Below are 21,673 nucleotides of genomic sequence, written 5' to 3'. Positions count from 1 at the left end.
ACCTTTCATTCTTCCGTCACGAATCCTTTCGATACTCTCACGCGCCGCACATCAGGCCGTCGGCGCCCCGCGCCGCCAATCGTTGCGACTCTCGCCTTTCATAAAACAGAACACCGAACAGGACAACCGATGCGTCTCCCCCTGCTTTCCCGCCGTCGCGTACCGGCCATCGCCGCGCTCGCCAGCCTCGCCTTCATCCTCGCCGCCTGCGGCGGCGACGACGTCACCTCGCCGCCCGCGACGCCGCCGGCGGCGCAGGCGCCCGTCGGCACGACGGCCACGCTCGCCCTGCTCGAGACGACCGACCTGCACACCAACGTGCTGTTGTATGACTATTTCAAGCTCGCCGCCGACAACTCGCTCGGCTTCGAGCGCGTGTCGACGCTGATCGCGCAAGCGCGTGCGCAGTATCCGAACACGCTGCTGCTCGACAACGGCGACACGATCCAGGGCACCGCGCTGTCGGATTACCAGGCGCTCGTGAAGCCGGTCGGCTGCGACCAGACGCTCGCGATCTACAAGGTGATGAACGCGGCGAAATTCGACGGCGGCGGGATCGGCAACCACGAATTCAACTACGGGCTGCCGTACCTGTCGCAGGTGACCGGCAACACGTTCGAGGTCGACGGCCTGCCGGCGCCGGCCCAGCAGAAGAAGTGCGCGGGCCCGAACTTCCCGCAAGTGCTCGCGAACGTGATCAGCGCGAAGACCAACGCGCCGCTGTTCACGCCGTACACGATCCTGACCCGCACCGTGACCGCGACGACGCCGGACGGCAAGACGGTCAGCGCGCCCGTGAAGATCGGCATCATCGGCTTCACGCCGCCCGCGATCATGAACTGGGACAAGCGCTGGCTCGACGGCAAGGTCTACACGACCGGCCTGAAGGAAGCCGCCGAGAAGTACATTCCGGAGATGCGCGCGAAGGGCGCCGATCTCGTCGTCGCGATCTCGCACGGCGGCCTCGACAATTCCGCGTATTCGCCGACGATGGAGAACGGCAGCTGGTGGCTGTCGAAGGTGACCGGCATCGACGCGATGCTGATCGGCCACTCGCACCAGGTGTTCCCGGACGCGAACAGCACCGTGTCGCAGTTCAACCTGCCGGGCGTCGACAAGGTCAAGGGCACCGTCAACGGCGTGCCGACCGTGATGGCCAACTACTGGGGCAAGCACCTCGGCGTGATCAAGCTCGGCCTGAAGTTCGACGGCAAGACGTGGAGCGTCGACAAGTCGCAGACCACCGTCGAAGCGCGGCCGATCCAGAACGCCGACAAGAGCTACGTCGCGGCCGATCCGTCCGTGTCCGCCGCGATCGCCGCCGAGCACCAGGCGACGATCGACTACGTGAAGACGCCGATCGGCTCGACCGACTACCGGATGAACTCGTACTTCGCCGATGTCGGCGATCCGGGCGCGATCCAGATCGTCAACGAGGCGCAGGCCGACTACGTGAAGACCTACGTGCAGGCGAACCTGCCGCAATACGCGTCGCTGCCGGTGCTGTCGGTCAGCGCGCCGTTCAAGAGCGGCTTCGGCGGCGGCACCGACTACACCGACGTCGCGCCGGGCGCGCTCGCGATCAACAACGCGGCCGACCTCTATCTGTACCCGAACACCGTGTACGCGGTGAAGGTGAGCGGCGCCGACGTGAAGAACTGGCTCGAAACGGCCGCGAAGCGCTTCAACCGGATCGACCCGACCAAGGCGACCGTGCAGCCGCTCGTCAGCACGTTCCCCGGCTACAACTTCGACATGTTCACGTCGGCCGATCTCGCGTATGAAATCGACGTCACGCAACCGGTCGGCAGCCGGATCAAGAACCTGACGTACAAGGGTGCGGCGATCGACCCGAACGCGCAGTTCATCGTCGCGACCAATAACTACCGCGCGAGCGGCGGCGGCAACTTCCCGGGCCTGGACGGCAGCAAGACGATCTTCGCGTCCCCCGACGCGAACCGCGACGTGCTGATCGCGTTCGTCAAGAAGCGCGGCGCGATCACGCGCGCGGCTGACGGCGCACAGCGCAGCTGGCGCTTCACGAAGCTCGCGAGCTCGGTCGCGCACGTGCAGTTCGCGTCCGCGCCGAACCGCCTCGGCGACGCGGCGGCGGCCGGCCTGACCGGCATCACGCAGGTCGCGGCCGACGACGGCTCGGGCAAGAACCTCGCCACCTACGAAATCGACCTCACGCAATGAGACCCGCGATGCAACCGATCCGGACGATGCGGCCGGCCGAAACCGGCCTCGCCGCCGCCGCGCGGCGCCTGCTGCGCGCGAAACTCCCGCCGGCCGCGCTGCTCGCGGCGGCGGCCGTGACCGTCGCGGCCGTCGTCGCGGCAGCCGGCCTGCGCGGCGCCGGCCCCGCGCCGAGCGCCGTGCAGCTCGACGAGTGGCAGGCGATGGTCACGCAGGCCACCGAGCCGCATGCGCTCGCGCAGTTGCGCACGCTGGCGCGCCGCGGCTCGAGCGACGCGCAGGCGGCGCTCGGCATCGCGCTCGTCGACGCGCGCGAACCGGGCTTGCGCGACGAGGGGCGCGGCTGGCTGGAAACGGCCGCGGCGGCAGACAGCAAGGCCGACGCGCCGGCCGCCCGGCGTGCGCAGCTCGCGCTCGGCAAGGCGTTGCTGCTCGGCAGCAGCGACATGCCGAAGGACTACGCACGCGCCCACACGCTGCTCGGCGAAGCGGCCGCGCAGGGCGACCCGGCCGCCGCGTATTACCTCGGGCTGATCTATCGCAGCGGCTACGGCGTCGCCGCCGATCCCGTGCAGGCCGCGCACTGGTTCGACGTCGCGTCGCGCGCGGACATCCCGGCCGCGGACTTCATGCTCGCGAACGCGTACCGCGAAGGCAGCGGCGTGCCGCGCGACGAGGCGCGCGCGCTGGCGCTGTATCGCCGCGCCGCCGAGCACGAGCTGCCGGAAGCCGTGCAGACGCTCGCGATGGCCTATCGCAACGGCGAACTCGGGCTCAAGCCCGACGCGGACGAATTCCACGCGCAGTGGATCGAGACCGCGCACGCGCTGAAGCACCCGGTCGTCGCGCCGTAACGGTTCGTCCGCACGCACCGGCATCTCACCGGCTGCATGAAGCGCATGCCCCGACGCCCCGCGCATCGATCACCCTGCAACGGAATCGATCGCGACGCGTCGGGCTCGCGCGCCGGTTGCATTGCCGCCATCCGGCTGCGCTACGTCGACCGTTCGACACGCGGCAATGCATTAACATGCAGCCTCACAATAAAACCTGAGAGAACTGCATCCATGTCCCATCGCCTTTTCAGGCGTGGTGCCGCTGCCGTCGGCGCCGTCGCCCTCGTCATTGCCGGCGCACCGCTCACCGCCCTCGCCGCGCCGCCCGCTCAGCCCGACATCTTCAACGCCGCGCTTTGCAAGCCGCCGTTCACGTCGGACCTGATGGATTCGATCTACAACATCGCCAAGGCGGCCGATCCGAAGCCGGACGAATCGATGCTGGGCGCCGCCGTCTATCGCCTGCCGGAGCCGATCCACCGCGACGGCTTCACGACGCAGCAGGTCGTGTTCGTCAGTACCGGGATCGGCGTGCTCGTGGACGGCGAAGTCGCCGACCAGCTCGCGAAACGCTACCAGCTCACCCTCGAGAAGGGCCACCTGCTGGGCGCGTCGTCCGTCGGCTATTCGCGCCGGCTGACGGTTCGCGGCCCGGGCGGCGCGCTGATCCTCGTGTCGGCCCGCCAGGGCCCGGCGCTGAAAGGCAAGACGCTGCTGGCCTGCGAGATGACGTCCGAGGAGGACATCAAGGCGCTGGAGCGGATGGAGATGCGGCGCTAAGCAGATGGAGCGCTGGCGCGACGCAACGCCACTGCGGGGATATCTCGCATGCGAATGCCGTACGTCGTTACTTCTGCTCCGGCATGACCGTACCGCACGGATTCTCGCAACCTTCCGATGAACAGGCTGGAATGAACTCTATCTCTATCTGATTGCGCTCACTCGACGGAACAACGGAGTTGCTTCGCCAGATTTTAGAGTCCATGTGAATCCGATCTTTTGCTACGCCGAGATCGAGCAGATACGCTCGGACAGCATCGGCCCGAGCACGGGCGATCGACATTGCGTCGCGCTCGTGCTCGTCGGCATATCCGTAGATCACGACGGGACCATTGTTGGCCGCACTGTTCCGAACGGTCACCAACAAGGTGGCGAGCGCAATCCGGTCAGCATTCGAAATGGCCATGACGCCGAGGTCGAGCTTACTTGCGTATTGCAAGGAAAAGCTGCAAGCAAACACGACGCCTGAAGCACAAAGCCCCACAAGGCTAATCGATGCACAAGATATACCACGCAATATTGTCCGCATTCCTGATCGCCATTGTCGGGACCTCTTTGGCGAGCCGCCTGCTGAGAAATTGTCCATAGGTGTTCTTGTAGTCAATCGCTCCGAATGTATCCCGAAAATGCACACACTCGTGAACAATGGTCAGTTGCATCGAGGAAAACGTACCCGCACTCGTATCCGGAAGCTCACAGAATTTCGGGGAAATCGATATCGTGTGCATAGCGGTATCGGGGCCGCAAACGTGCGCAACTTCGCCGTCTAGATTTTTGGTATTTGGCGTACAGCCGAGAGCCCGATCAAGGTCGGGATCGGAGCGAACGAAATTCCTTGCCGTCAATCCCTTCATGACTTTGATCAACGCCACCAATCCGTTCGTCAGCGCACCGCGAGTGGGCTCGTCGGCGATCCCGAACCACTCTCTGACTCTCGCCCGCGCAGGCTCTCTCCAAACATCGAGTTCGTCGACTCTCTGCGTGATTATTTTTACGGCATCGTCGCGCAACGTCAGGACTTTCTTCCGGAATTCCGCATCGGTCATGTTTTTACAGATGGGCGGCCCGTCGACTGCCAGTAAAAGCTCAACCTTCGAGCCACGCGTCGTATTCGTTATGGCCGAGTCATGCACGGTCACGTATTCGTAGTCATCGTGCGACACGGCCATGCTCCACTATTTCAATTCGCAGTTTCTCTGAATGACGCGTCGCTACGCGCTGTGTGTGCCCGGCACGATCAGTCATACCACTGAAGACCCGGCCGGAACTGGTATGAATTCGATAAGGCACACATACCAAGGGCTGCCCCGTCTTCTCGTTTTTCAATACATACTGCTCGTCGCATTCCGCCCCAGCGACGGACGAGTGAGAATGATCGTCACCCAGTTCTTTCCGCTCAGTCACCCCGTCACCGACCCGCATCCTCATGCCCCGCTCGGCATAGAACACCGGCGGCGGACTGCACCCGCATGCGTTGATATCCCCACTCAACGCCCATCCCTGACCATTCGGCGCCCTGCCGGGCAAGCGCGGGCCTTTCGGCGCGACAAACCCCACCTGCTCGCAAGCCGTGCAGTAAGTTTTCATGTAGAGCGTGGCGATCTGCACACGCGGCGGCGGATTGGAACACGTGACGCATTCCAGTCCCTCGATGATCGTCGCGCTACCGCCCCGATCGCCCTTGGCGAGGAAATAGCGGATCATGCGGCGTCACCTCGGCTCATCGCGCCCGAGCAACGCTCATCCGCGAAAGTGCCGGGTCCAACCCATCCGACGACGGTCGGCCTGCCAGCGGCATACCGACCGCCGCTAGCCATCAACCGGCCGACAACAGCCAACGAAGACTCGAATAACCATTGCTCACGACTATTCATCCGGATTCCCTCTCGTCGCTATCAGCGCAAATCTCACCGCACCAAAATGCACGATCGGCACAAAGAAATCCATCATACGAATTCGAAATCCTCCTCGATCGATATCGGTCGACGATGTTTCGTCGATCGATCAACCGGAATGTCCGAGCTACATTGAATCCAGCTCGCATGCGCACAATTACCTGCATGCAACTTCTCTCGATTCGGTACGAGCACATTCGCGGGAAGCGTCGTACTTCAATCGGCCCCTGCCTCCCGGGGAAATGACCATTACCCCCTTGCCGACGCGCCAGCGCCCCCTGTCGCTACAATAGGCGCCATGAACGCCCCCACCTCCTCCGACACGCCCGATTCCGGCGACGCGCACATCGCGCGCAACCGGCTCGAGGCGCACCTGGACGCCGCGCCGCGTGCGTGGCCGCTCGACATCGTCGCCGCCACCGGCTCGACCAACGCCGACGTCGCCACCCGGCTCAAGGCGCTGCCGCGCAATGCGAACGCGCTGCCCGCGCCGCTCGTGCGCGTCGCGTTCGAACAGACGGCCGGCCGCGGCCGGCAGGGCCGACCGTGGTTCGCGCAGCCCGGCAATGCGCTGCTGTGCTCGGTCGGCTGCATCGTGCCGCGCCCCGTCGAAGCACTCGGCGGCCTCAGCATCGCGATCGGCGTTGCACTCGCCGAAGGGCTGGCCGCGCTGCCGCTCGACGCCCATACGCGCGTCGCGCTCAAATGGCCGAACGACCTGCTGCTGACCGCCACCGACGACGGCACGCCGCGCATCGTCGGCAAGCTCGCCGGGATCCTGATCGAAACCGCGTGGACCAGCGCCGACGCCACCGCCGTCGTGATCGGCTTCGGCATCAACGTGCGCGGCGCGGAAGCCGTCGCCGCGCAGGTCGACGCGCTGCGCGCGCGCGAAGCGACGCTCGCGAGCGGGCTGCCGCCCGCCGCGCTGTCGATCGCGTGCGCGTCGGCCAACCTCACCGATACGCTCGCCGCGTCGCTGAACGCACTCACGCCCGCGCTCGCGCAGTTCGGCGCCGAAGGGCTCGCGCCGTTCCTGCCGCGCTGGCACGCGCTGCACGCGTACGCGGGGCGCGAAGTCGTGCTGCTCGAACAGGGCGTCGAACGCGTGCGCGGCATCGCGACCGGCATCGACGCGACCGGCCAGTTGCTGCTCGACACGCCGGACGGCATGCAGGCGATCGCCGCCGGCGACGTGTCGCTGCGCGAAGCGCAATGAACGAGCCGCACCTGCTGATCGACGCCGGCAACAGCCGGATCAAGTGGGCGCTCGCCGATGCGCAGCGCACGCTCGTCGAGACGGGCGCGTTCGGCCACACCCGCGACGGCGGCGCCGATCCCGACTGGTCGGCCCTGCCGCGTCCGCGCGGCGCGTGGATCTCGAACGTCGCGGGCGCCGACGTGGCCGCCCGGCTCGACGCGCTGCTCGACGCACGCTGGCCGGGCCTGCCGCGCACGACGATACGCGCGCGTCACACGCAATGCGGCGTGACGAACGGCTATACGACGCCCGACCAGCTCGGCAGCGACCGCTGGGCCGGCCTGATCGGCGCGCACGCGGCGTTTCCGGGCGAGCACCTGCTGATCGCGACGTTCGGCACCGCGACGACGCTCGAGGCGCTGCGCGCGGACGGCCGCTTCACGGGCGGGCTGATCGCACCGGGCTGGGCGCTGATGATGCGCGCGCTCGGCACGCACACCGCGCAGTTGCCGACGCTGACCACCGATATCGCGAGCAGCCTGCTCGCGGGTGCCCAGGCCGAACCGTTCCAGGTCGATACGCCGCGCTCGCTGTCGGCCGGCTGCCTGTATGCGCAGGCCGGGCTGATCGAACGCGCGTGGCGCGATCTCGCGGATGCGTGGCAGGCGCCCGTGCGGCTGGTGCTGGCCGGCGGCGCGGCGGACGACGTCGCGCGTGCGCTGACGCTCCCGCATACGCGGCACGATGCACTGATCCTGTCCGGGCTGGCGCTGATCGCCGCGGAAGCGGCAACCGCCACGCCGACGCAGGCGTGACGGAAAAGCGCCGGCAGCGCGCCGGCGCACGGCAACGCGAGCCCGTGCGGGCCTGCGTCACGATGACGGTGAAGAACGGGCGGCGCCATGCCGGCCCCGCGCGCACGGTCAACGGCAGGAACGAGAAGGAATGAAATCGCCGGCGATGCAGCCGGCCCGATTGAATGACGTGAACCACGTCAATGACGACGAGGAGTGTCGACGATGCTGCGCTGGCTGATCGCTGTTCTCTTTCTCGCCAACATGCTCGCGTTCGTGGTGGCGCGCGGCGTGTTCGGGCCGCTGCCGGCGGCCGGCCCGCGCGAACCCGGCGTGCTGGCGCGACAGGTGCGGCCCGATGCGCTGCGCGTGACGCCGCTCGCACGGGCCACCGACCAGCCCGTCATCGGCGGCCCGATCGCGCCGCCGTCCGTCACGGCCGAGCCGCTCGCCGCGTCCGCACCCTGACGGCGCCGGGCCGCGCTCAGGACTGCTGCGCGCGCACCTTCTTCAGCAACGCGGTGGTCGAGCGATCGTGCTCGAACGGAATCGCCAGCGCCCGGCCACCCCAGCCACGCACCAGCGCCGATTCCGGCAACGCATCCATGTCGTAGTCGCCGCCCTTCACGAGGATGTCCGGCCGGACCGCCTCGATCAGCGACACCGGCGTCTTTTCCTCGAACGTCACGACCCAGTCGACGCTTTCCAGCGCCGCGAGCAGCGCCGCGCGGTCTTCCTGGCGATTGATCGGCCGGTCGTCGCCCTTGCCGAGCATGCGTACCGACGCGTCGCTGTTCACGCCGACGATCAGGCACGCGCCGAGCGCTTTCGCGTCGGCGAGATAGGTGACGTGGCCGCGATGCAGGATGTCGAACACGCCGTTGGTGAACACGACGGGCGACGGCAGCGACGCGCGCAGGGCGACGAGGGCATCACGGGTGATCAGCTTGCGTTCGAAGGTGGCGGACATGATGGAGGTCGGACGAAGTGGGCAATGGCGCGCGCGGCGGCGGCGCCAGATAAAAAGCCCGCCGGACTGACCGGGCGGGCTTCATGCAACGGGTACGACATCGCGCAACGCGGCCGGCGCGATTCACGCCGGCTGCGGCGCCGACCGGCCTCAGGCCGGCTGCGCGGCCGACGACGAGCCGCTTTCGGCCTGCAGGCGGCCAGTGACTTCCTTGCGGTAGCGGTTCAGCTCCTGCGCGGTCGCGAACGTGCGCTCGAACAGGATCGACAGGTTGTGCAGGATCCGCTCGACGACCTTCTTTTCCCATTCGCCGTCGAAGCGGATCTGCTCGTCGAGCCAGCGCTCGAGCCATTCCGGATCCGGCAGGCGCGACTGCACGGTGTCGCGCGGGAACAGCGCCTGGTTCACGTGCAGGTTGGTCGGGTGCAGCGGCTTCTCGGTGCGTCGCGCCGACGCCATCAGCACGCCGATCTTCGCGAATGCCGCACGCGCGACGTCGCCGCAGTTGTTCAGCGCCTTCTTCATGTAGCGCAGGTACGCGCCACCGTGGCGTGCTTCATCGCGCGAGATCGTTTCGTAGATCTGCTTGATGACCGGCTCGGTGTGCCAGTCGGCCGCGCAACGGTACCAGTGATTCAGGCGGATCTCGCCGCAGAAGTGCAGCATCAGCGTCTCGAGCGGCGGCGCCGGGTCGAACTGGAAGCGCACCGCGTGCAGTTCCTCTTCGGTCGGCACCATTTCCGGCTTGAAGCGGCGCAGGTATTCCATCAGCACGAGCGAATGCTTCTGCTCTTCGAAGAACCACACGCTCATGAACGCGGAAAAGTCGCTGTCGTGCTGGTTGTCGCGCAGGAACATTTCCGTCGCGGGCAGCGCCGACCATTCGGTGATCGCGTTCATCTTGATCGTCTTCGCCTGCTCGTCGGTGAGCAGCGAAGCGTCGAACTTGTCCCACGGAATGTCCTTCTCCATGTCCCAGCGGACGGCTTCGAGCGATCGGTAAAGTTCCGGATAAAGCATCGTGTTCATGATGGTCCCACCCCTGTTCTGCGCAATGCGACTTCTCTAAACGTGACTGTTGCCGCGCAAGCGCGCCCGAGCGCGCCTTTTGCAGCCAAGACTCTAATTTTACGCGGGAAACCGGCCAGCCGGACGGTGATTCCTCGTCCGGCAGCCGGGCGGCCGCGCCGCCGCCGTTGCGGCATGCCGCAGCCACGCTCCGCGAACGGAACCGGCTGCACGCCTGCCTGAGTGGGGGGCCGGCGCTGGCCGGCTCGTTGGCGCGCCCGTCCCCTGCCCCAGGCGGGTTCCCCGAAAGGTCCCGTGCGGATGCCGGATCGGCGGGCTGCTCGATATGGTGTATACGGCGGCGGCCATGATATCACGCGTGCATGACGGTTCCGAGACGCCCGCCCGGTCGTGCGCCGCCCATCGCGGTGCGGCGATCGGTCGCGGCCGACCGTCGCGAAAACGCAACCTTACATTCTCCTGCAAGCATCAGACCCGTATTTCTCCGGTCGCGAGGCCATCTTCCGGCGGCATGCCGGCCGCCGGCGCGCTGCCGCCGTCCGCGCGCGCGATCCAGCCGGCCAGCGTATCGCGCTGCGCGCGCCCGTCGCGGTAGCCGAGCTCGATCAGTTCGCGCGTGAACGCCTCCTCGAACAGCAGGTAGCTCGCGAACGACGCGCCGGCCGGCTGGCTGCCGCCGATCGCGCCGAGCAGCCCGCGCATCGTCGCCGGCATCTGCTTCAGGTGCTTCGCGGCGATCAGCTCGATGCGCTCGGACGGCGCGATCGCGAGCACGTCGACGTGCCGCCAGCCGCTGTCCAACTCGACCTGGTGCGGCAGGTGCTCGATCATCCGGTTGATGTGCTCGATGCGCTCGATGTCCGAGCCGATCGAGTCGAGGAACACGCTCGCGAGCACCTGCTGGCCGATCTGCGCGAGCGTCGGGTAGCCGCGCACCAGCCCGTGGCCGTTCGCGGCCGGAATCTCGGGCCGCGGGTCGGCCGCGCCGATGACGACGATCCGGTCCGCGCCGAAGTGGATCGCCGGCGACAGCGGCGCGATCTGCCGGATCGAGCCGTCGCCGAAGTATTCGATCTGCCCGTCGAGCACGAGCGGCACGGCCGGGAATACGAACGGAATCGCCGACGACGCGAGCAGGTGCGACGCCGACAGGTCGACCAGCCGCGCGGTGCGCTGCGCGCGCCGCCACGCCTGGATCGGCTGGGCCGCCTGGTAGAACGTGAGGTGCCGCCCGCTCGAATAGCTGAGCGCCGTCACCGCGAGCGCATGCAGCAGGCGCGCCTCGAGCATCTGCTCGATCCGGTGGAAACTCAGCTCGCGCTGCAGCAGGTGTGCGAGCGGCGCGTTGTCGAGCAACCCGCGCGGCGCACGGCGGGCCGCCCAGCCGAAGGTCATCGTCGCCAGCCAGCGTGCGCCGGCGCCCGCGATGCCGAGCCAGTCGGTGCGATATACGTAGTCGGCGCGCAACGGCTCCCAGAATTCGAGCAGGCGCCGCACGCCGTGGGAAAAGTCGTCCGCGTGGCTCGCGATCGACGTCGCGTTGATCGCGCCGGCCGACGAGCCGCACACGACCGCGAACGGCAGCGTGTGCCGCAGCGGATCGGCCTCGCGCGCGATCTCGGCCAGCGCCTTCAGCACGCCGACCTGATAGGCGGCACGTGCGCCGCCTCCCATCAGCACGAGCGCGAGCCGCATGATCGACCTGCTACCTGCGCCGCGTCACGTCGAACGCTTCGGCGGACGGGTTTCGGGCGACGATGCGGCGGCCGCGCGCGCCGCGGCCGAACCCGCCGCACCGGCTGATTTCGCACGCTTCGCGGCAGGCTTGCGCGGCGCGGCGGCGGCCGGTGCCGGCTTCGCGGCCGGCTCCGGCGCAGCGGCCGCGTCCGGCGGCGCATCGCCCGGCGCGGCGGGCTGCATGCCCGGCTGCGCCATCGCGAGGCTCGCGAGCTGGTTGAACTGCGACTGCAGCAGGTTCCACCAGCCCGACGGGTCGAAGGCCTGCTGCGCGGCGTCGCCCGCCGCCGCATCCGACGCGTCGGCTTCCGGTGCCGGCGATGCGTCGCCCGATGCCGCCGACGCGTGTTTCGCCGCATGCGCGGCCGCGACGGCCGCTTCCTCGGCCGCCGACATCGAGCTCTGCGCGAACGCGCCGAACGCACGCAGCGTCGCGAGCGTCGCGCGCTGCACCTCGAGCGCCTGGATCGCGGACTGCAGCATCCCGAGGTTGAGCTTCAGCCACTGCTCGACCGCGCGCAGATCGGTGATCCGCTTGTCGAGTTCCTCGACGCTCGTGAGCGGCGCCATCATGTCGGACATGCTCGACAGCGACGGCGGCAGCCCTTGCGTGGCGCCCGGGAACGACGTCATCCCGCCGAACGGCGACATCCGCATCATGTCCCACATCCGGTCCATCATGTCGGCGGGCTTGAAGCCGGCAAAGCCGGCGAAAGGGTTGGAGCCGGAGGCATCGGTCGTCATACGGGCATCCTGGTTGACTGGGTGAGAGCGAGGCGGCCGCCGTGCGTCGCGCGAGCCGCGCCTGGGTCGATCATAGCGCCGGCGCGTGTCAGAACGGCGCGTCGCCGGGAAACTCGGGCGGGCGCCGCTCGCGCAGCGAGCGAATGCCTTCCTGCACGTCGGGCCCGGAAAAACCCATGAATTCGAGCGCCAGCGACGTATCGAAGGTCGGCCCGGCCGTGCGCAGCCAGTTGTTCAATGCGTACTTGGTCCAGCGGATCGCCGACTGCGAACCGTGCGCGAGCCGCTCGGCCACTTCGTAGGCCTTCGGCAGCAGGTCGGCCGGCTCGACCGCGAGCGACACCAGCCCGATCCGCTCGGCCTCCTCGCCGCTCACCGGCTCGCACAGCATCAGGTAGTACTTCGCCTTCGCCATCCCGCACAGCAGCGGCCACACGATCGCCGCATGGTCGCCGGCCGCGACGCCGAGCCGCGTATGGCCGTCGATGATGCGCGCATCCTTCGCGGCGATCGAGATGTCGGCGAGCAGCCCGGCGACGAGCCCCGCGCCGACGGCCGGGCCATGCATCGCCGACACGATCGGCTTGCTGCAGTTGATCACGTTGTAGACGAGGTCGCGCGCCTCGCGCCACACGCGGGCACGTACGTCGAAGTCGTTCGCCATGTCCTCGACGAGCGCGAGGTCGCCGCCCGCCGAGAAGCCCTTGCCTTCGCCGCGGATCACCGCGACGCGCGTGTCGGGATCGCGGTCGACGTCGCGCCAGATGTCGGCGAGCTCGCGATGCATGCGTGCGTTCGCGGTCGCGAGGCCGCTGCGGTTCGCGCCCTCGCCGCTCATCACGATGTCGAGCACGCCATGGTCGCGGCGCGTCACCTTCAGTGCTTCGTAACCGCCGTACGCGGCGAGATCGGCCATGCGCTGCTCCTTGCTCGAGGCTCTCGCGCCCCTGAATCGAGTGTAGCCAAGCCCGCGCGGGCAAACATCAGGCGAAACCCGGCGCGCGGGCCGGGCCCGGGTTTCGCGCAAGCGCAGCGCTGCGTGCGCCGCGCGACTTACGCCGCGCCGTCGGGCGGCGCCACCGACTGCTCGATCGCGCCGAAGATCGACTTGCCGGCGGTATCGAACATCTCGATGCGCACGGTGTCGCCGTAGCGCATGAATTCCGTCTGCGGCGCGCCGTGCTCGATCGTCTCGAGGCAGCGCTTCTCGGCGATGCAGCAGTAGCCGCGCTTCGCGTCCTTGTTCGACACCGTGCCCGAGCCGACGATCGAGCCGGCGCGCAGATTGCGCGTCTTCGCCGCGTGCGCGATCAGCTGGCCGAAATGGAACACCATGTCGGTGCCGGCATCGGGCTGGCCGACCTTCTTGCCGTTCCAGTGGACGATCATCGGCCGGTGCACGCGGCCTTCGCGCCATTCGTCGCCGAGCTCGTCGGGCGTCACGGCGACCGGCGCGAACGCGGTGGCCGGCTTGCTCTGGAAGAAGCCGAAGCCCTTCGCGAGCTCGGCCGGAATCAGGTTGCGCAGCGACACGTCGTTCACCAGCGTGACGAGCCGCACGGCCTTCAGCGCTTCGTCGGGCGTCGCGCTCATCCGCACGTCGCCGGTGATCACCGCGACTTCCGCCTCGAAATCGATGCCCCATTCCTCGGACGGGCACACGACGTCGTCGCGGGCCCCGAGAAAATCGTCGCTGCCGCCCTGGTACATCAGCGGATCGGTCCAGAATTCGGGCGGCATCTGAGCGCCGCGCGCGCGGCGCACGAGTTCGACGTGGTTCACGTACGCGGAGCCGTCGGCCCACTGGAACGCGCGCGGCAGCGGCGCCATGCAGTTGGCCGGATCGAACGCGAACGCATTGCGCGCGCGGCCGTGGTTCAGTGCGTCGTACAGGTCGCGCAGCTGCGGCGCGTAGAACGCCCAGTCGTCGAGGACGCGCTGCAGCGTCGGCGCGATCGCGTCGGCGATCGCCGCGGTGTGCAGGTCGCGCGACACGACGATCAGCTGGCCGTCGCGCGTGCCGTCCTTCAGCGAAGCAAGTTTCATAGGGGACTCTGGCGTTGTAGTGACGATGGAGGGAATCTATTTTACGATGGTGAATCCCTGCGGCGCGCGGCGATCGTGCGTGCCGTTTTCGCCCCGATTCTTCGGCCCGGTTTTTCAGTCCGGTTTTTCAGCCTGCTTCCTGCCGCCTTTTCGCGCCCCTGCCGCCCATGCCCGCCAGCCCGCTTCCCGACGACGATCTCGCCGACTCCGACACCGACGACGCCGCTTCCGGCGAACACGGCGAGAAGGTCCGTTCCGGCATCCAGTCGATCGAGGTCGGCTTCCGCCTGCTCGACGTGCTGACGAGCGAGCCGCGCGCGATGATGCTGCGCGACCTCGCGCAGCGCGCGGGCATGAGTCCTGCGAAGGCGCACCGTTACCTGGTCAGCTTCTCGCGGCTCGGCGTGGTATCGCAGGACCCCGTCTCGGGCCGCTACGAACTCGGCGGCTTCGTGCTGCAGATGGGGCTCGCGCGGCTCGCACGCGTCGACGGCGTGAAGCTCGCGCGGATCGCGCTGACCGAATTCCGCGACCGGCTCGACCAGACGGTCGGCATCGCCGTGTGGGGCAACCAGGGGCCGACGATCGTGCACTGGATGGAATCGAGCCACCCGGCGAAGGCGTCGCTGAAGCTCGGCGACGTGATGCCGCTGCTCGGCTCCGCGACGGGGCTGCTGTTCGCCGCGTACCTGCCGCGCAGCAAGACCGCCGCGATGCTCGAGCGCGAACTCGCCGATACGCGCCGCTCGCCGCACCACGGCGGCCCGCGCACGCTCGACGAGGTCGACGCGGTGCTCGCCGACGTGCGCCGGCACGAGGCCGCGCGCGTCGAGGGGATGCTGCTGCCGACGATCCACGCGTTCTGCATGCCCGTGTTCGATGCGGTCGGCGAACTCGCGCTCGCGATCGTCGCGCTCGGCCAGGAAGGCTCGTTCGACATCGCATGGGGCGGCGAGATCGACACGGCGCTGCGCGCCTGCGCGCAGAAACTGTCTTACGAACTCGGCTATAGTCCCGACGCGCGCGACGCCTGACGCATCCGGTAACCGCCCCCGGCACCTGCCCGTCACGCAGCGCGAACGTGAGGCGCATTCGACAGTCCGAATCCTGTGGCGCGCGCCGCGCGCCCGAGCTCACGCGAACGCCCCGATCCTGTCCCGATGCCCATGCAGCCTGCCGATACCCGCCCGAGTCACGCGTTGCCCCGCCACTGGCTGCGCGTGGGCATTGCGCTCGTGATCGTGCTCGTGCTGCATGCGCTCGCCGCGTTCTCGCTGATGCGCAACCGCGATTCGTTCACGCCGCCGCCCCCCGCCGACGTCCCCGTGCAGATCGAGCTGCTGAAACCGCAACCGATCGAGCGTCAGCCTGCGCCGCCCGCGCCGAAGCCGGTCGAGCAGCCGGCCGCGCCCGCGCCGGCGGCCCCGAAGGCCGCCGCACCGAAACCCGCGCCCGAGCCGGTCCTCACGTCGACGCAAACGGCCGAGCACGGCGAGCCGCCGGCCGCCGCCGCAGCAGCGAGTGGTGTGCCTGCCGCATCGGGCCCGCATGCCGCGTCGGCTGCCGCCGCCGCCAGCGCCGCCGTCACCGCGACTCCGGGCCCCGCGACGAACGGCGTGAAGTTCAACGCGCCGCCGTCCGGCGACCTGCAGTACGACACGTTCTACAACGGCATGCAGAACATGATCGGCACGATCCACTGGCGCACCGACTGGCACACCTACGACCTGTCGGTGTCGATGCCCGTGCCGTTCGTCGGCCCGTTCACCTACCGCAGCGAAGGCCGCATCGACGCGTTCGGCGTCGCGCCCGAGCGCTACGTCGAGAAGCGCGGCAAGCGGCCGGAGGACATCGCGATCTTCAACCGCGAGATCCGGCAGGTCGTGTTCACGCGCACGCCGAACAACGCGCCGCTGCCCGACGGCGTGCAGGACCGCTTCAGCATGCTGATGCAGCTGTCGGGGCTCGTGCGCGGCAATCCGTCCGCGTACAAGCCGGGCGTCACGCAGCAGTTCTTCGTGATCGACAACAACAGCGGCGAAACCTGGCCGATCACCGTGATCGGCGACGAGCAGGTGCAGACGCAGGCCGGCATCATCGGCGCGCGGCACTTCATGCGCCTGCCGCGACGCGACGGCGACATGCGCCGCATCGACATGTGGCTCGCGCCGTCGCTCGGCTGGCTGCCCGCGCGGCTCGTGCAGACCGAACCGAACGGCGCGCAGATCGAGCTGTTGTGGCATGGCCGGCTCGCGGCGCCCAGCGCGCCGGCCGACGCAGCACCCGCAGGCGGCGCAACGCCTGCGCCCGCCGGTACGCCGACGCCCGACGCATCGGCCGCTCCCACTGCGGAACCGGCCCAACCCGCGCCGCCGGCTCCCGTGCAACCACCGGCACCACCGGCTGCACCGCCCGCGCCCTCGCCTGTCACATCGCCTGTCACACAGTGAACTCGCGCGCGAATGCACGCGATTCGGCAATTTCGACCGATTACAGATTTCCGTGAAATGGCCGATGACACTCTTTAACAACTATTTCAGTCCACCGGCAGACAATGGGAAACGTTTCATAGACATCGGCTTCTAACCGATACACCCCACGCAAACGGGAACGGGGTGTGCAGCGCAAGCCCCTTGAAACCGGCAAGGCTCGCCCCACCTAGGGGACAACAAGGCCAGATGCCACTGCGAAGAGGAGTGCCGCCATGCAAATGATCTACAACAGCCCCAACTACTGCGTCGTCGAATTCGCGCCGCAGGCCGGCCACCACCTGATGAATGCCGGCGGATATGAAATCGTCGACAAGAACGCGCAGCGCGAAATCTTCATCGACGGCGAACTTGCCGAACGATTCCGCGCGCACGTGAAGCAGTTGATCGAGGATGAACCGTCGCTCGATGAAGTCGACGAATTCCTCGGACAATTCGACAGCCTGATGATGATGCCCGTCGTGCTGCACTGACGACCCGCAGCCCGGCGCCTCGTGCGGCCGGGCCATTCGCCGCGCATCGACGCGGCGTAGCGAGCACTCCGATCCTGCCCCCGCCCCGTTTCGCCGGCGGGGGTTTTCATTTGGCGGCCCGGCCGGCGCGGCGCAAGGGCCTGTTCACGCTAATAACGGGCTTGCGAACGCGCCTTGCCGGTCGTAGTGCAAGGAGTGAGGAGCGCCGTTTGGCCGAGCCAAACAAGCGACGATCGACGCCGCAATACGGCCGGCAAGGCGCGTTCCCCTGTTCGGGAAAATTCATTCGTGGGGCTGGCCACCAGAAGGGCCGATCGCCGCGTCATGCTCCTCGCGAATACGTTGAGTATTCGCTTCGTCGCAATCCTTGCGCTCGGCCCTTCTGGTGGCCAGCGCAAGCCCGTTATTAGCGTGAACAGGCCCTAGCGGGCGGCGCCCATGCGCACCGGCTACAATGACGGTTTTCCCGTCTTCGCCGGTCTTTCGCCCATGTCTGCGACTCCTCTCGCCGCTTCCGTCCCGCTCGACGCGTCCTACACGCGCGGCGCCGCTCTGCCTGCGCTGCTCAAATCGCGCATCCTGATCCTCGACGGCGCGATGGGCACGATGATCCAGCGCTACAAGCTCGACGAAGCCGCGTATCGCGGCGAGCGCTTCAAGGATTTCCCGCGCGACATCAAGGGCAACAACGAGCTGCTGTCGATCACGCAGCCGCAGATCATCCGCGAGATCCACGACCAGTACTTCGCGGCCGGCGCGGACATCGTCGAGACCAACACGTTCGGCGCGACGACCGTCGCGCAGGCCGACTACGAGATGGAAGATCTCGTCGTCGAGATGAACATCGAATCGGCGAAGCTCGCGCGCCAAGCGGCCGAGCAATACGCGACGCCCGACAAACCGCGCTTCGTCGCGGGCGCGATCGGGCCGACGCCGAAGACGGCCAGCATCTCGCCGGACGTCAACGATCCGGGCGCGCGCAACGTCACGTTCGACGAGCTGCGCGCGTCGTACTACCAGCAGGCGAAGGCACTGCTCGACGGCGGCGTCGACCTGTTCCTCGTCGAGACGATCTTCGACACGCTGAACGCGAAGGCCGCGCTGTTCGCGCTCGACGAACTGTTCGAGGACACCGGCGAGCGCCTGCCGATCATGATCTCGGGCACCGTCACCGATGCGTCGGGCCGGATCCTGTCGGGCCAGACGGTCGAGGCGTTCTGGAATTCGCTGCGCCACGCGAAGCCGCTCACGTTCGGCCTGAACTGCGCGCTCGGCGCGGCGCTGATGCGCCCGTACATCGCCGAGCTCGCGAAGCTGTGCGATACCTACGTGTCGTGCTACCCGAACGCGGGCCTGCCGAACCCGATGGCCGAGACGGGCTTCGACGAAACGCCGGACGTCACGTCGGGCCTGCTGAAGGAATTCGCGCAAGCCGGGCTCGTGAACCTCGCGGGCGGCTGCTGCGGCACGACGCCCGAACACATCGCCGAGATCGCGAAGGCGCTCGCCGACGTGAAGCCGCGCCGCTGGCCGAACCAGTACAGCGACAACGCCTGACCCGACCGTCCCCCGTCCTTCATCACCAGAATTCGCACCGCCATGACCGATCACATGATGCGCCTCGCCGGCCTCGAGCCGTTCAACGTCACGTCCGGAACGCTCTTCATCAACGTCGGTGAACGCACCAACGTCACCGGCTCGAAGGCGTTCGCACGCATGATCCTCAACGGCCAGTTCGACGAGGCGCTCGCGGTCGCGCGCCAGCAGGTCGAGAACGGCGCGCAGGTGATCGACATCAACATGGACGAGGCGATGCTCGATTCGAAGGCGGCGATGGTGCGCTTCCTGAACCTGATCGCATCGGAGCCGGACATCGCGCGCGTGCCGATCATGATCGACTCGTCGAAGTGGGACGTGATCGAGGCGGGCCTGAAGTGCGTGCAGGGCAAGGCGATCGTGAACTCGATCTCGCTGAAGGAAGGCGAGGAAGCGTTCCGCCACCACGCGCACCTGATCCGCCGCTACGGCGCGGCGGCCGTCGTGATGGCGTTCGACGAAACCGGCCAGGCCGATACGTTCGCGCGCAAGACCGAGATCTGCAAGCGCTCGTACGACTTCCTCGTGAACGAAGTCGGCTTCCCGCCGGAAGACATCATCTTCGACCCGAACATCTTCGCGGTCGCGACCGGTATCGAGGAGCACAACAACTACGCGGTCGACTTCATCGAGGCGACCCGCTGGATCAAGCAGAACCTGCCGTACGCGAAGGTGAGCGGCGGCGTGTCGAACGTGTCGTTCTCGTTCCGCGGCAACGACCCGGTGCGCGAGGCGATCCACACCGTGTTCCTGTACCACGCGATCCAGGCGGGGATGGACATGGGCATCGTCAACGCGGGCCAGCTCGGCGTGTACGCCGACCTCGACCCGGAGCTGCGCGAGCGCGTCGAGGACGTGATCCTGAACCGCCGCGACGATTCGACCGACCGCCTGCTCGAGATCGCCGACAAGTTCAAGGCAGGCGGCGCGAAGAAGGAAGAGAACCTCGAGTGGCGCAACCAGCCGGTCGAGAAGCGGCTCTCGCATGCGCTGGTGCACGGCATCACGAACTTCATCGTCGAGGATACCGAAGAAGTGCGCGCGAAGATCGCCGCGGCCGGCGGCCGCCCGATCAACGTGATCGAAGGGCCGCTGATGGACGGCATGAACATCGTCGGCGACCTGTTCGGCCAGGGCAAGATGTTCCTGCCGCAGGTCGTGAAATCGGCGCGCGTGATGAAACAGGCGGTCGCGCACCTGATCCCGTTCATCGAGGAAGAAAAGCGCCTGCTCGCGGAAGCGGGCGGCGACGTGCGCGCGAAGGGCAAGATCGTCATCGCGACCGTGAAGGGCGACGTGCACGACATCGGCAAGAACATCGTGTCGGTCGTGCTCCAGTGCAACAACTTCGAAGTCGTCAACATGGGCGTGATGGTCCCGTGCAACGAGATCCTCGCGAAGGCGAAGGTCGAGGGCGCGGACATCATCGGGCTGTCGGGCCTCATCACGCCGAGCCTCGAGGAAATGGCCTACGTCGCGTCCGAAATGCAGCGCGACGACTACTTCCGCGTGAAGAAGATCCCGCTGCTGATCGGCGGTGCGACGACCTCGCGCGTGCACACGGCCGTGAAGATCGCGCCGCACTACGAAGGCCCGGTGGTGTACGTGCCGGACGCGTCGCGCTCGGTGTCGGTCGCCTCCAGCCTGCTGTCCGACGAAGGCGCGACGAAGTACCTCGACGAGCTGAAGTCCGACTACGAACGCATCCGCGACCAGCACGCGAACCGCAAGGCGCAGCCGATGGTCACGCTCGCCGAAGCGCGCGCGAACAAGACCAAGGTCGACTGGGCGGCCTACCAGCCGGTGAAGCCGAAGTTCATCGGCCGCCGCGTGTTCAAGAACTACGACCTGAACGAGCTCGCGCAGTACATCGACTGGGGCCCGTTCTTCCAGACCTGGGATCTCGCGGGCCCGTACCCGGCGATCCTGAACGACGAGATCGTCGGCGAATCGGCGCGGCGCGTGTTCTCCGACGCGAAATCGATGCTCGCGCGCCTGATCCAGGGCCGCTGGCTGACCGCGAGCGGCGTGATCTCGCTGCTGCCGGCGAATAGCGTCAACGACGACGACATCGAGATCTACAGCGACGAGTCGCGCTCGGAAGTGCTGCTCACGTGGCGCAACCTGCGCCAGCAGAGCGTGCGCCCGGTGGTCGACGGCGTGATGCGGCCGAACCGCTCGCTCGCCGACTTCATCGCGCCGAAGGAATCGGGCGTCGCCGACTACATCGGGATGTTCGCGGTGACGGCCGGCCTCGGCGTCGACGCGAAGGAAAAGCAGTTCGAAGCCGACCACGACGACTACAGCGCGATCATGCTGAAGGCGCTCGCCGACCGCTTCGCGGAAGCCTTCGCGGAAGCGATGCACGCGCGCGTGCGGCGCGAGCTGTGGGGCTATGCGAGCGGCGAGACGCTCGACAACGATGCGCTGATCGCGGAAAAGTACGCGGGCATCCGCCCGGCGCCCGGCTACCCGGCCTGCCCCGACCACCTCGTGAAGCGCGACATGTTCGACGTGCTGCGCGCGGACGAGATCGGCATGAGCGTGACCGACTCGCTGGCGATGCTGCCGGCCGCGAGCGTGTCGGGCTTCTATCTCGCGCATCCGGACAGCACGTATTTCTCGGTCGGCAAAATCGGCCAGGATCAGCTCGAGGACTACGCGCAGCGCATGGCGCTGTCGCTCGACGACGCGCGCCGCGCGCTCGCGCCGCAGCTCTGATCGATCGAACCGCGGCGCTTCCGCCGCGCGTCGCCATCGCGCGCCCCGTTCACGGGGCGCGTTGTACAACGCGCCAATCACTCAGGATACCTAATCTCAATATTGTGCATCCCAGGCTGCAAACGCCCTGGCCATCAGGTAAAGGCGCAGGAGTCGCCCTTTC

At 67.7% G+C, this 21,673-nt stretch carries 20 protein-coding genes; 11 read left to right on the top strand and 9 right to left on the bottom strand.

Annotation, left to right across the window (positions count from 1 at the left end; genetic code table 11):
• The first annotated feature begins 129 nt into the window (after nt 1-129).
• The 3 genes from CFB34_RS25600 to CFB34_RS25590 all read left to right on the top strand — a co-directional run bounded on the left by CFB34_RS25600 (nt 130) and on the right by CFB34_RS25590 (nt 3,815).
• A complete protein-coding gene (locus tag CFB34_RS25600; protein ID WP_089441113.1) occupies nt 130-2,199 on the top strand; it encodes a bifunctional 2',3'-cyclic-nucleotide 2'-phosphodiesterase/3'-nucleotidase in 2,070 nt (689 codons plus the stop codon).
• Nucleotides 2,200-2,207: 8 nt separating this feature from the next.
• A complete protein-coding gene (locus tag CFB34_RS25595) occupies nt 2,208-3,053 on the top strand; it encodes a tetratricopeptide repeat protein (RefSeq protein WP_089441114.1) in 846 nt (281 codons plus the stop codon).
• Between the two features lie 213 nt (nt 3,054-3,266).
• On the top strand, nt 3,267-3,815 hold the full coding sequence (locus CFB34_RS25590) for a hypothetical protein (RefSeq protein ID WP_089441115.1): 549 nt from the start codon (nt 3,267-3,269) through the stop codon (nt 3,813-3,815).
• Nucleotides 3,816-3,882: 67 nt separating this feature from the next.
• Here CFB34_RS25590 and CFB34_RS25585 read toward each other — a convergent pair whose 3' ends face one another.
• The 3 genes from CFB34_RS25585 to CFB34_RS25575 all read right to left on the bottom strand — a co-directional run bounded on the left by CFB34_RS25585 (nt 3,883) and on the right by CFB34_RS25575 (nt 5,519).
• Nucleotides 3,883-4,221, bottom strand: coding sequence for an OmpA family protein (locus tag CFB34_RS25585; RefSeq protein ID WP_179243662.1), 339 nt, complete (start codon nt 4,219-4,221; stop codon nt 3,883-3,885).
• Nucleotides 4,222-4,303: 82 nt separating this feature from the next.
• Nucleotides 4,304-4,978, bottom strand: coding sequence for a M35 family metallo-endopeptidase (locus CFB34_RS25580; protein WP_242808702.1), 675 nt, complete (start codon nt 4,976-4,978; stop codon nt 4,304-4,306).
• Complete coding sequence (locus CFB34_RS25575; protein WP_089441118.1) at nt 4,965-5,519, bottom strand: hypothetical protein; 555 nt, start codon at nt 5,517-5,519, stop codon at nt 4,965-4,967. Before CFB34_RS25575 ends, CFB34_RS25580 begins: the two co-directional genes overlap by 14 nt.
• Nucleotides 5,520-6,008: 489 nt before the next feature.
• Here CFB34_RS25575 and CFB34_RS25570 point away from each other — a divergent pair, with 489 nt between their 5' ends.
• The 3 genes from CFB34_RS25570 (at nt 6,009) to CFB34_RS25560 (ending at nt 8,173) form a co-directional block, all read left to right on the top strand.
• Entirely contained in the window at nt 6,009-6,929 is a 921-nt protein-coding gene (locus CFB34_RS25570; protein ID WP_089441119.1) for a biotin--[acetyl-CoA-carboxylase] ligase, read from the top strand.
• The gene (locus CFB34_RS25565; RefSeq protein ID WP_089441120.1) at nt 6,926-7,726 is read left to right on the top strand and encodes a type III pantothenate kinase; all 801 of its coding nucleotides are present in this window, start codon (nt 6,926-6,928) and stop codon (nt 7,724-7,726) included. Before CFB34_RS25570 ends, CFB34_RS25565 begins: the two co-directional genes overlap by 4 nt.
• Before the next feature lie 204 nt (nt 7,727-7,930).
• Nucleotides 7,931-8,173, top strand: a complete 243-nt coding sequence (locus CFB34_RS25560; RefSeq protein ID WP_089426666.1) for a hypothetical protein — start codon at nt 7,931-7,933, stop codon at nt 8,171-8,173.
• A 16-nt stretch (nt 8,174-8,189) separates the two neighbouring features.
• On the opposite strand, the gene rfaE2 is transcribed toward CFB34_RS25560, so the two are convergent.
• The 6 genes from rfaE2 to CFB34_RS25530 form a co-directional block, all read right to left on the bottom strand.
• Nucleotides 8,190-8,675, bottom strand: a complete 486-nt coding sequence (gene rfaE2 / locus CFB34_RS25555) for a D-glycero-beta-D-manno-heptose 1-phosphate adenylyltransferase (RefSeq protein WP_089426432.1) — start codon at nt 8,673-8,675, stop codon at nt 8,190-8,192.
• Nucleotides 8,676-8,825: 150 nt separating this feature from the next.
• Complete coding sequence (locus CFB34_RS25550) at nt 8,826-9,704, bottom strand: diiron oxygenase (protein WP_089441121.1); 879 nt, start codon at nt 9,702-9,704, stop codon at nt 8,826-8,828.
• Nucleotides 9,705-10,172: 468 nt separating this feature from the next.
• Nucleotides 10,173-11,399: a patatin-like phospholipase family protein gene (locus CFB34_RS25545; protein ID WP_089441122.1), complete on the bottom strand. Its 1,227-nt coding sequence runs from the start codon at nt 11,397-11,399 to the stop codon at nt 10,173-10,175.
• A 24-nt stretch (nt 11,400-11,423) separates the two neighbouring features.
• Nucleotides 11,424-12,185: a PhaM family polyhydroxyalkanoate granule multifunctional regulatory protein gene (locus tag CFB34_RS25540; protein ID WP_089441123.1), complete on the bottom strand. Its 762-nt coding sequence runs from the start codon at nt 12,183-12,185 to the stop codon at nt 11,424-11,426.
• An 88-nt stretch (nt 12,186-12,273) separates the two neighbouring features.
• The gene (locus CFB34_RS25535) at nt 12,274-13,101 is read right to left on the bottom strand and encodes an enoyl-CoA hydratase/isomerase family protein (protein WP_039346345.1); all 828 of its coding nucleotides are present in this window, start codon (nt 13,099-13,101) and stop codon (nt 12,274-12,276) included.
• A gap of 137 nt (nt 13,102-13,238) precedes the next feature.
• Complete coding sequence (locus CFB34_RS25530) at nt 13,239-14,231, bottom strand: fumarylacetoacetate hydrolase family protein (RefSeq protein WP_089441124.1); 993 nt, start codon at nt 14,229-14,231, stop codon at nt 13,239-13,241.
• A gap of 167 nt (nt 14,232-14,398) precedes the next feature.
• Here CFB34_RS25530 and CFB34_RS25525 point away from each other — a divergent pair, with 167 nt between their 5' ends.
• The 5 genes from CFB34_RS25525 to metH all read left to right on the top strand — a co-directional run bounded on the left by CFB34_RS25525 (nt 14,399) and on the right by metH (nt 21,510).
• On the top strand, nt 14,399-15,265 hold the full coding sequence (locus tag CFB34_RS25525) for an IclR family transcriptional regulator (RefSeq protein ID WP_089441125.1): 867 nt from the start codon (nt 14,399-14,401) through the stop codon (nt 15,263-15,265).
• 126 nt (nt 15,266-15,391) lie between these two features.
• Nucleotides 15,392-16,681, top strand: coding sequence for a DUF3108 domain-containing protein (locus CFB34_RS25520; protein WP_089441126.1), 1,290 nt, complete (start codon nt 15,392-15,394; stop codon nt 16,679-16,681).
• 254 nt (nt 16,682-16,935) lie between these two features.
• Nucleotides 16,936-17,193 (top strand): DUF3567 domain-containing protein, encoded by a 258-nt coding sequence (locus CFB34_RS25515; protein WP_006477667.1) that lies wholly within the window; start codon nt 16,936-16,938, stop codon nt 17,191-17,193.
• A 489-nt stretch (nt 17,194-17,682) separates the two neighbouring features.
• A complete protein-coding gene (locus CFB34_RS25510) occupies nt 17,683-18,750 on the top strand; it encodes a homocysteine S-methyltransferase family protein (protein ID WP_089441336.1) in 1,068 nt (355 codons plus the stop codon).
• 42 nt (nt 18,751-18,792) lie between these two features.
• On the top strand, nt 18,793-21,510 hold the full coding sequence (gene metH, locus CFB34_RS25505) for a methionine synthase (protein WP_179243663.1): 2,718 nt from the start codon (nt 18,793-18,795) through the stop codon (nt 21,508-21,510).
• The last annotated feature ends 163 nt before the right edge of the window (nt 21,511-21,673 follow it).

Origin of the sequence: Burkholderia sp. HI4860 (genome assembly GCF_002223045.2) — a bacterium.
Taxonomy (GTDB): domain Bacteria; phylum Pseudomonadota; class Gammaproteobacteria; order Burkholderiales; family Burkholderiaceae; genus Burkholderia.
The sequence above is the reverse complement of the archived record's forward strand: the minus strand, read 5'-3'. Positions and strand labels throughout refer to the sequence as shown.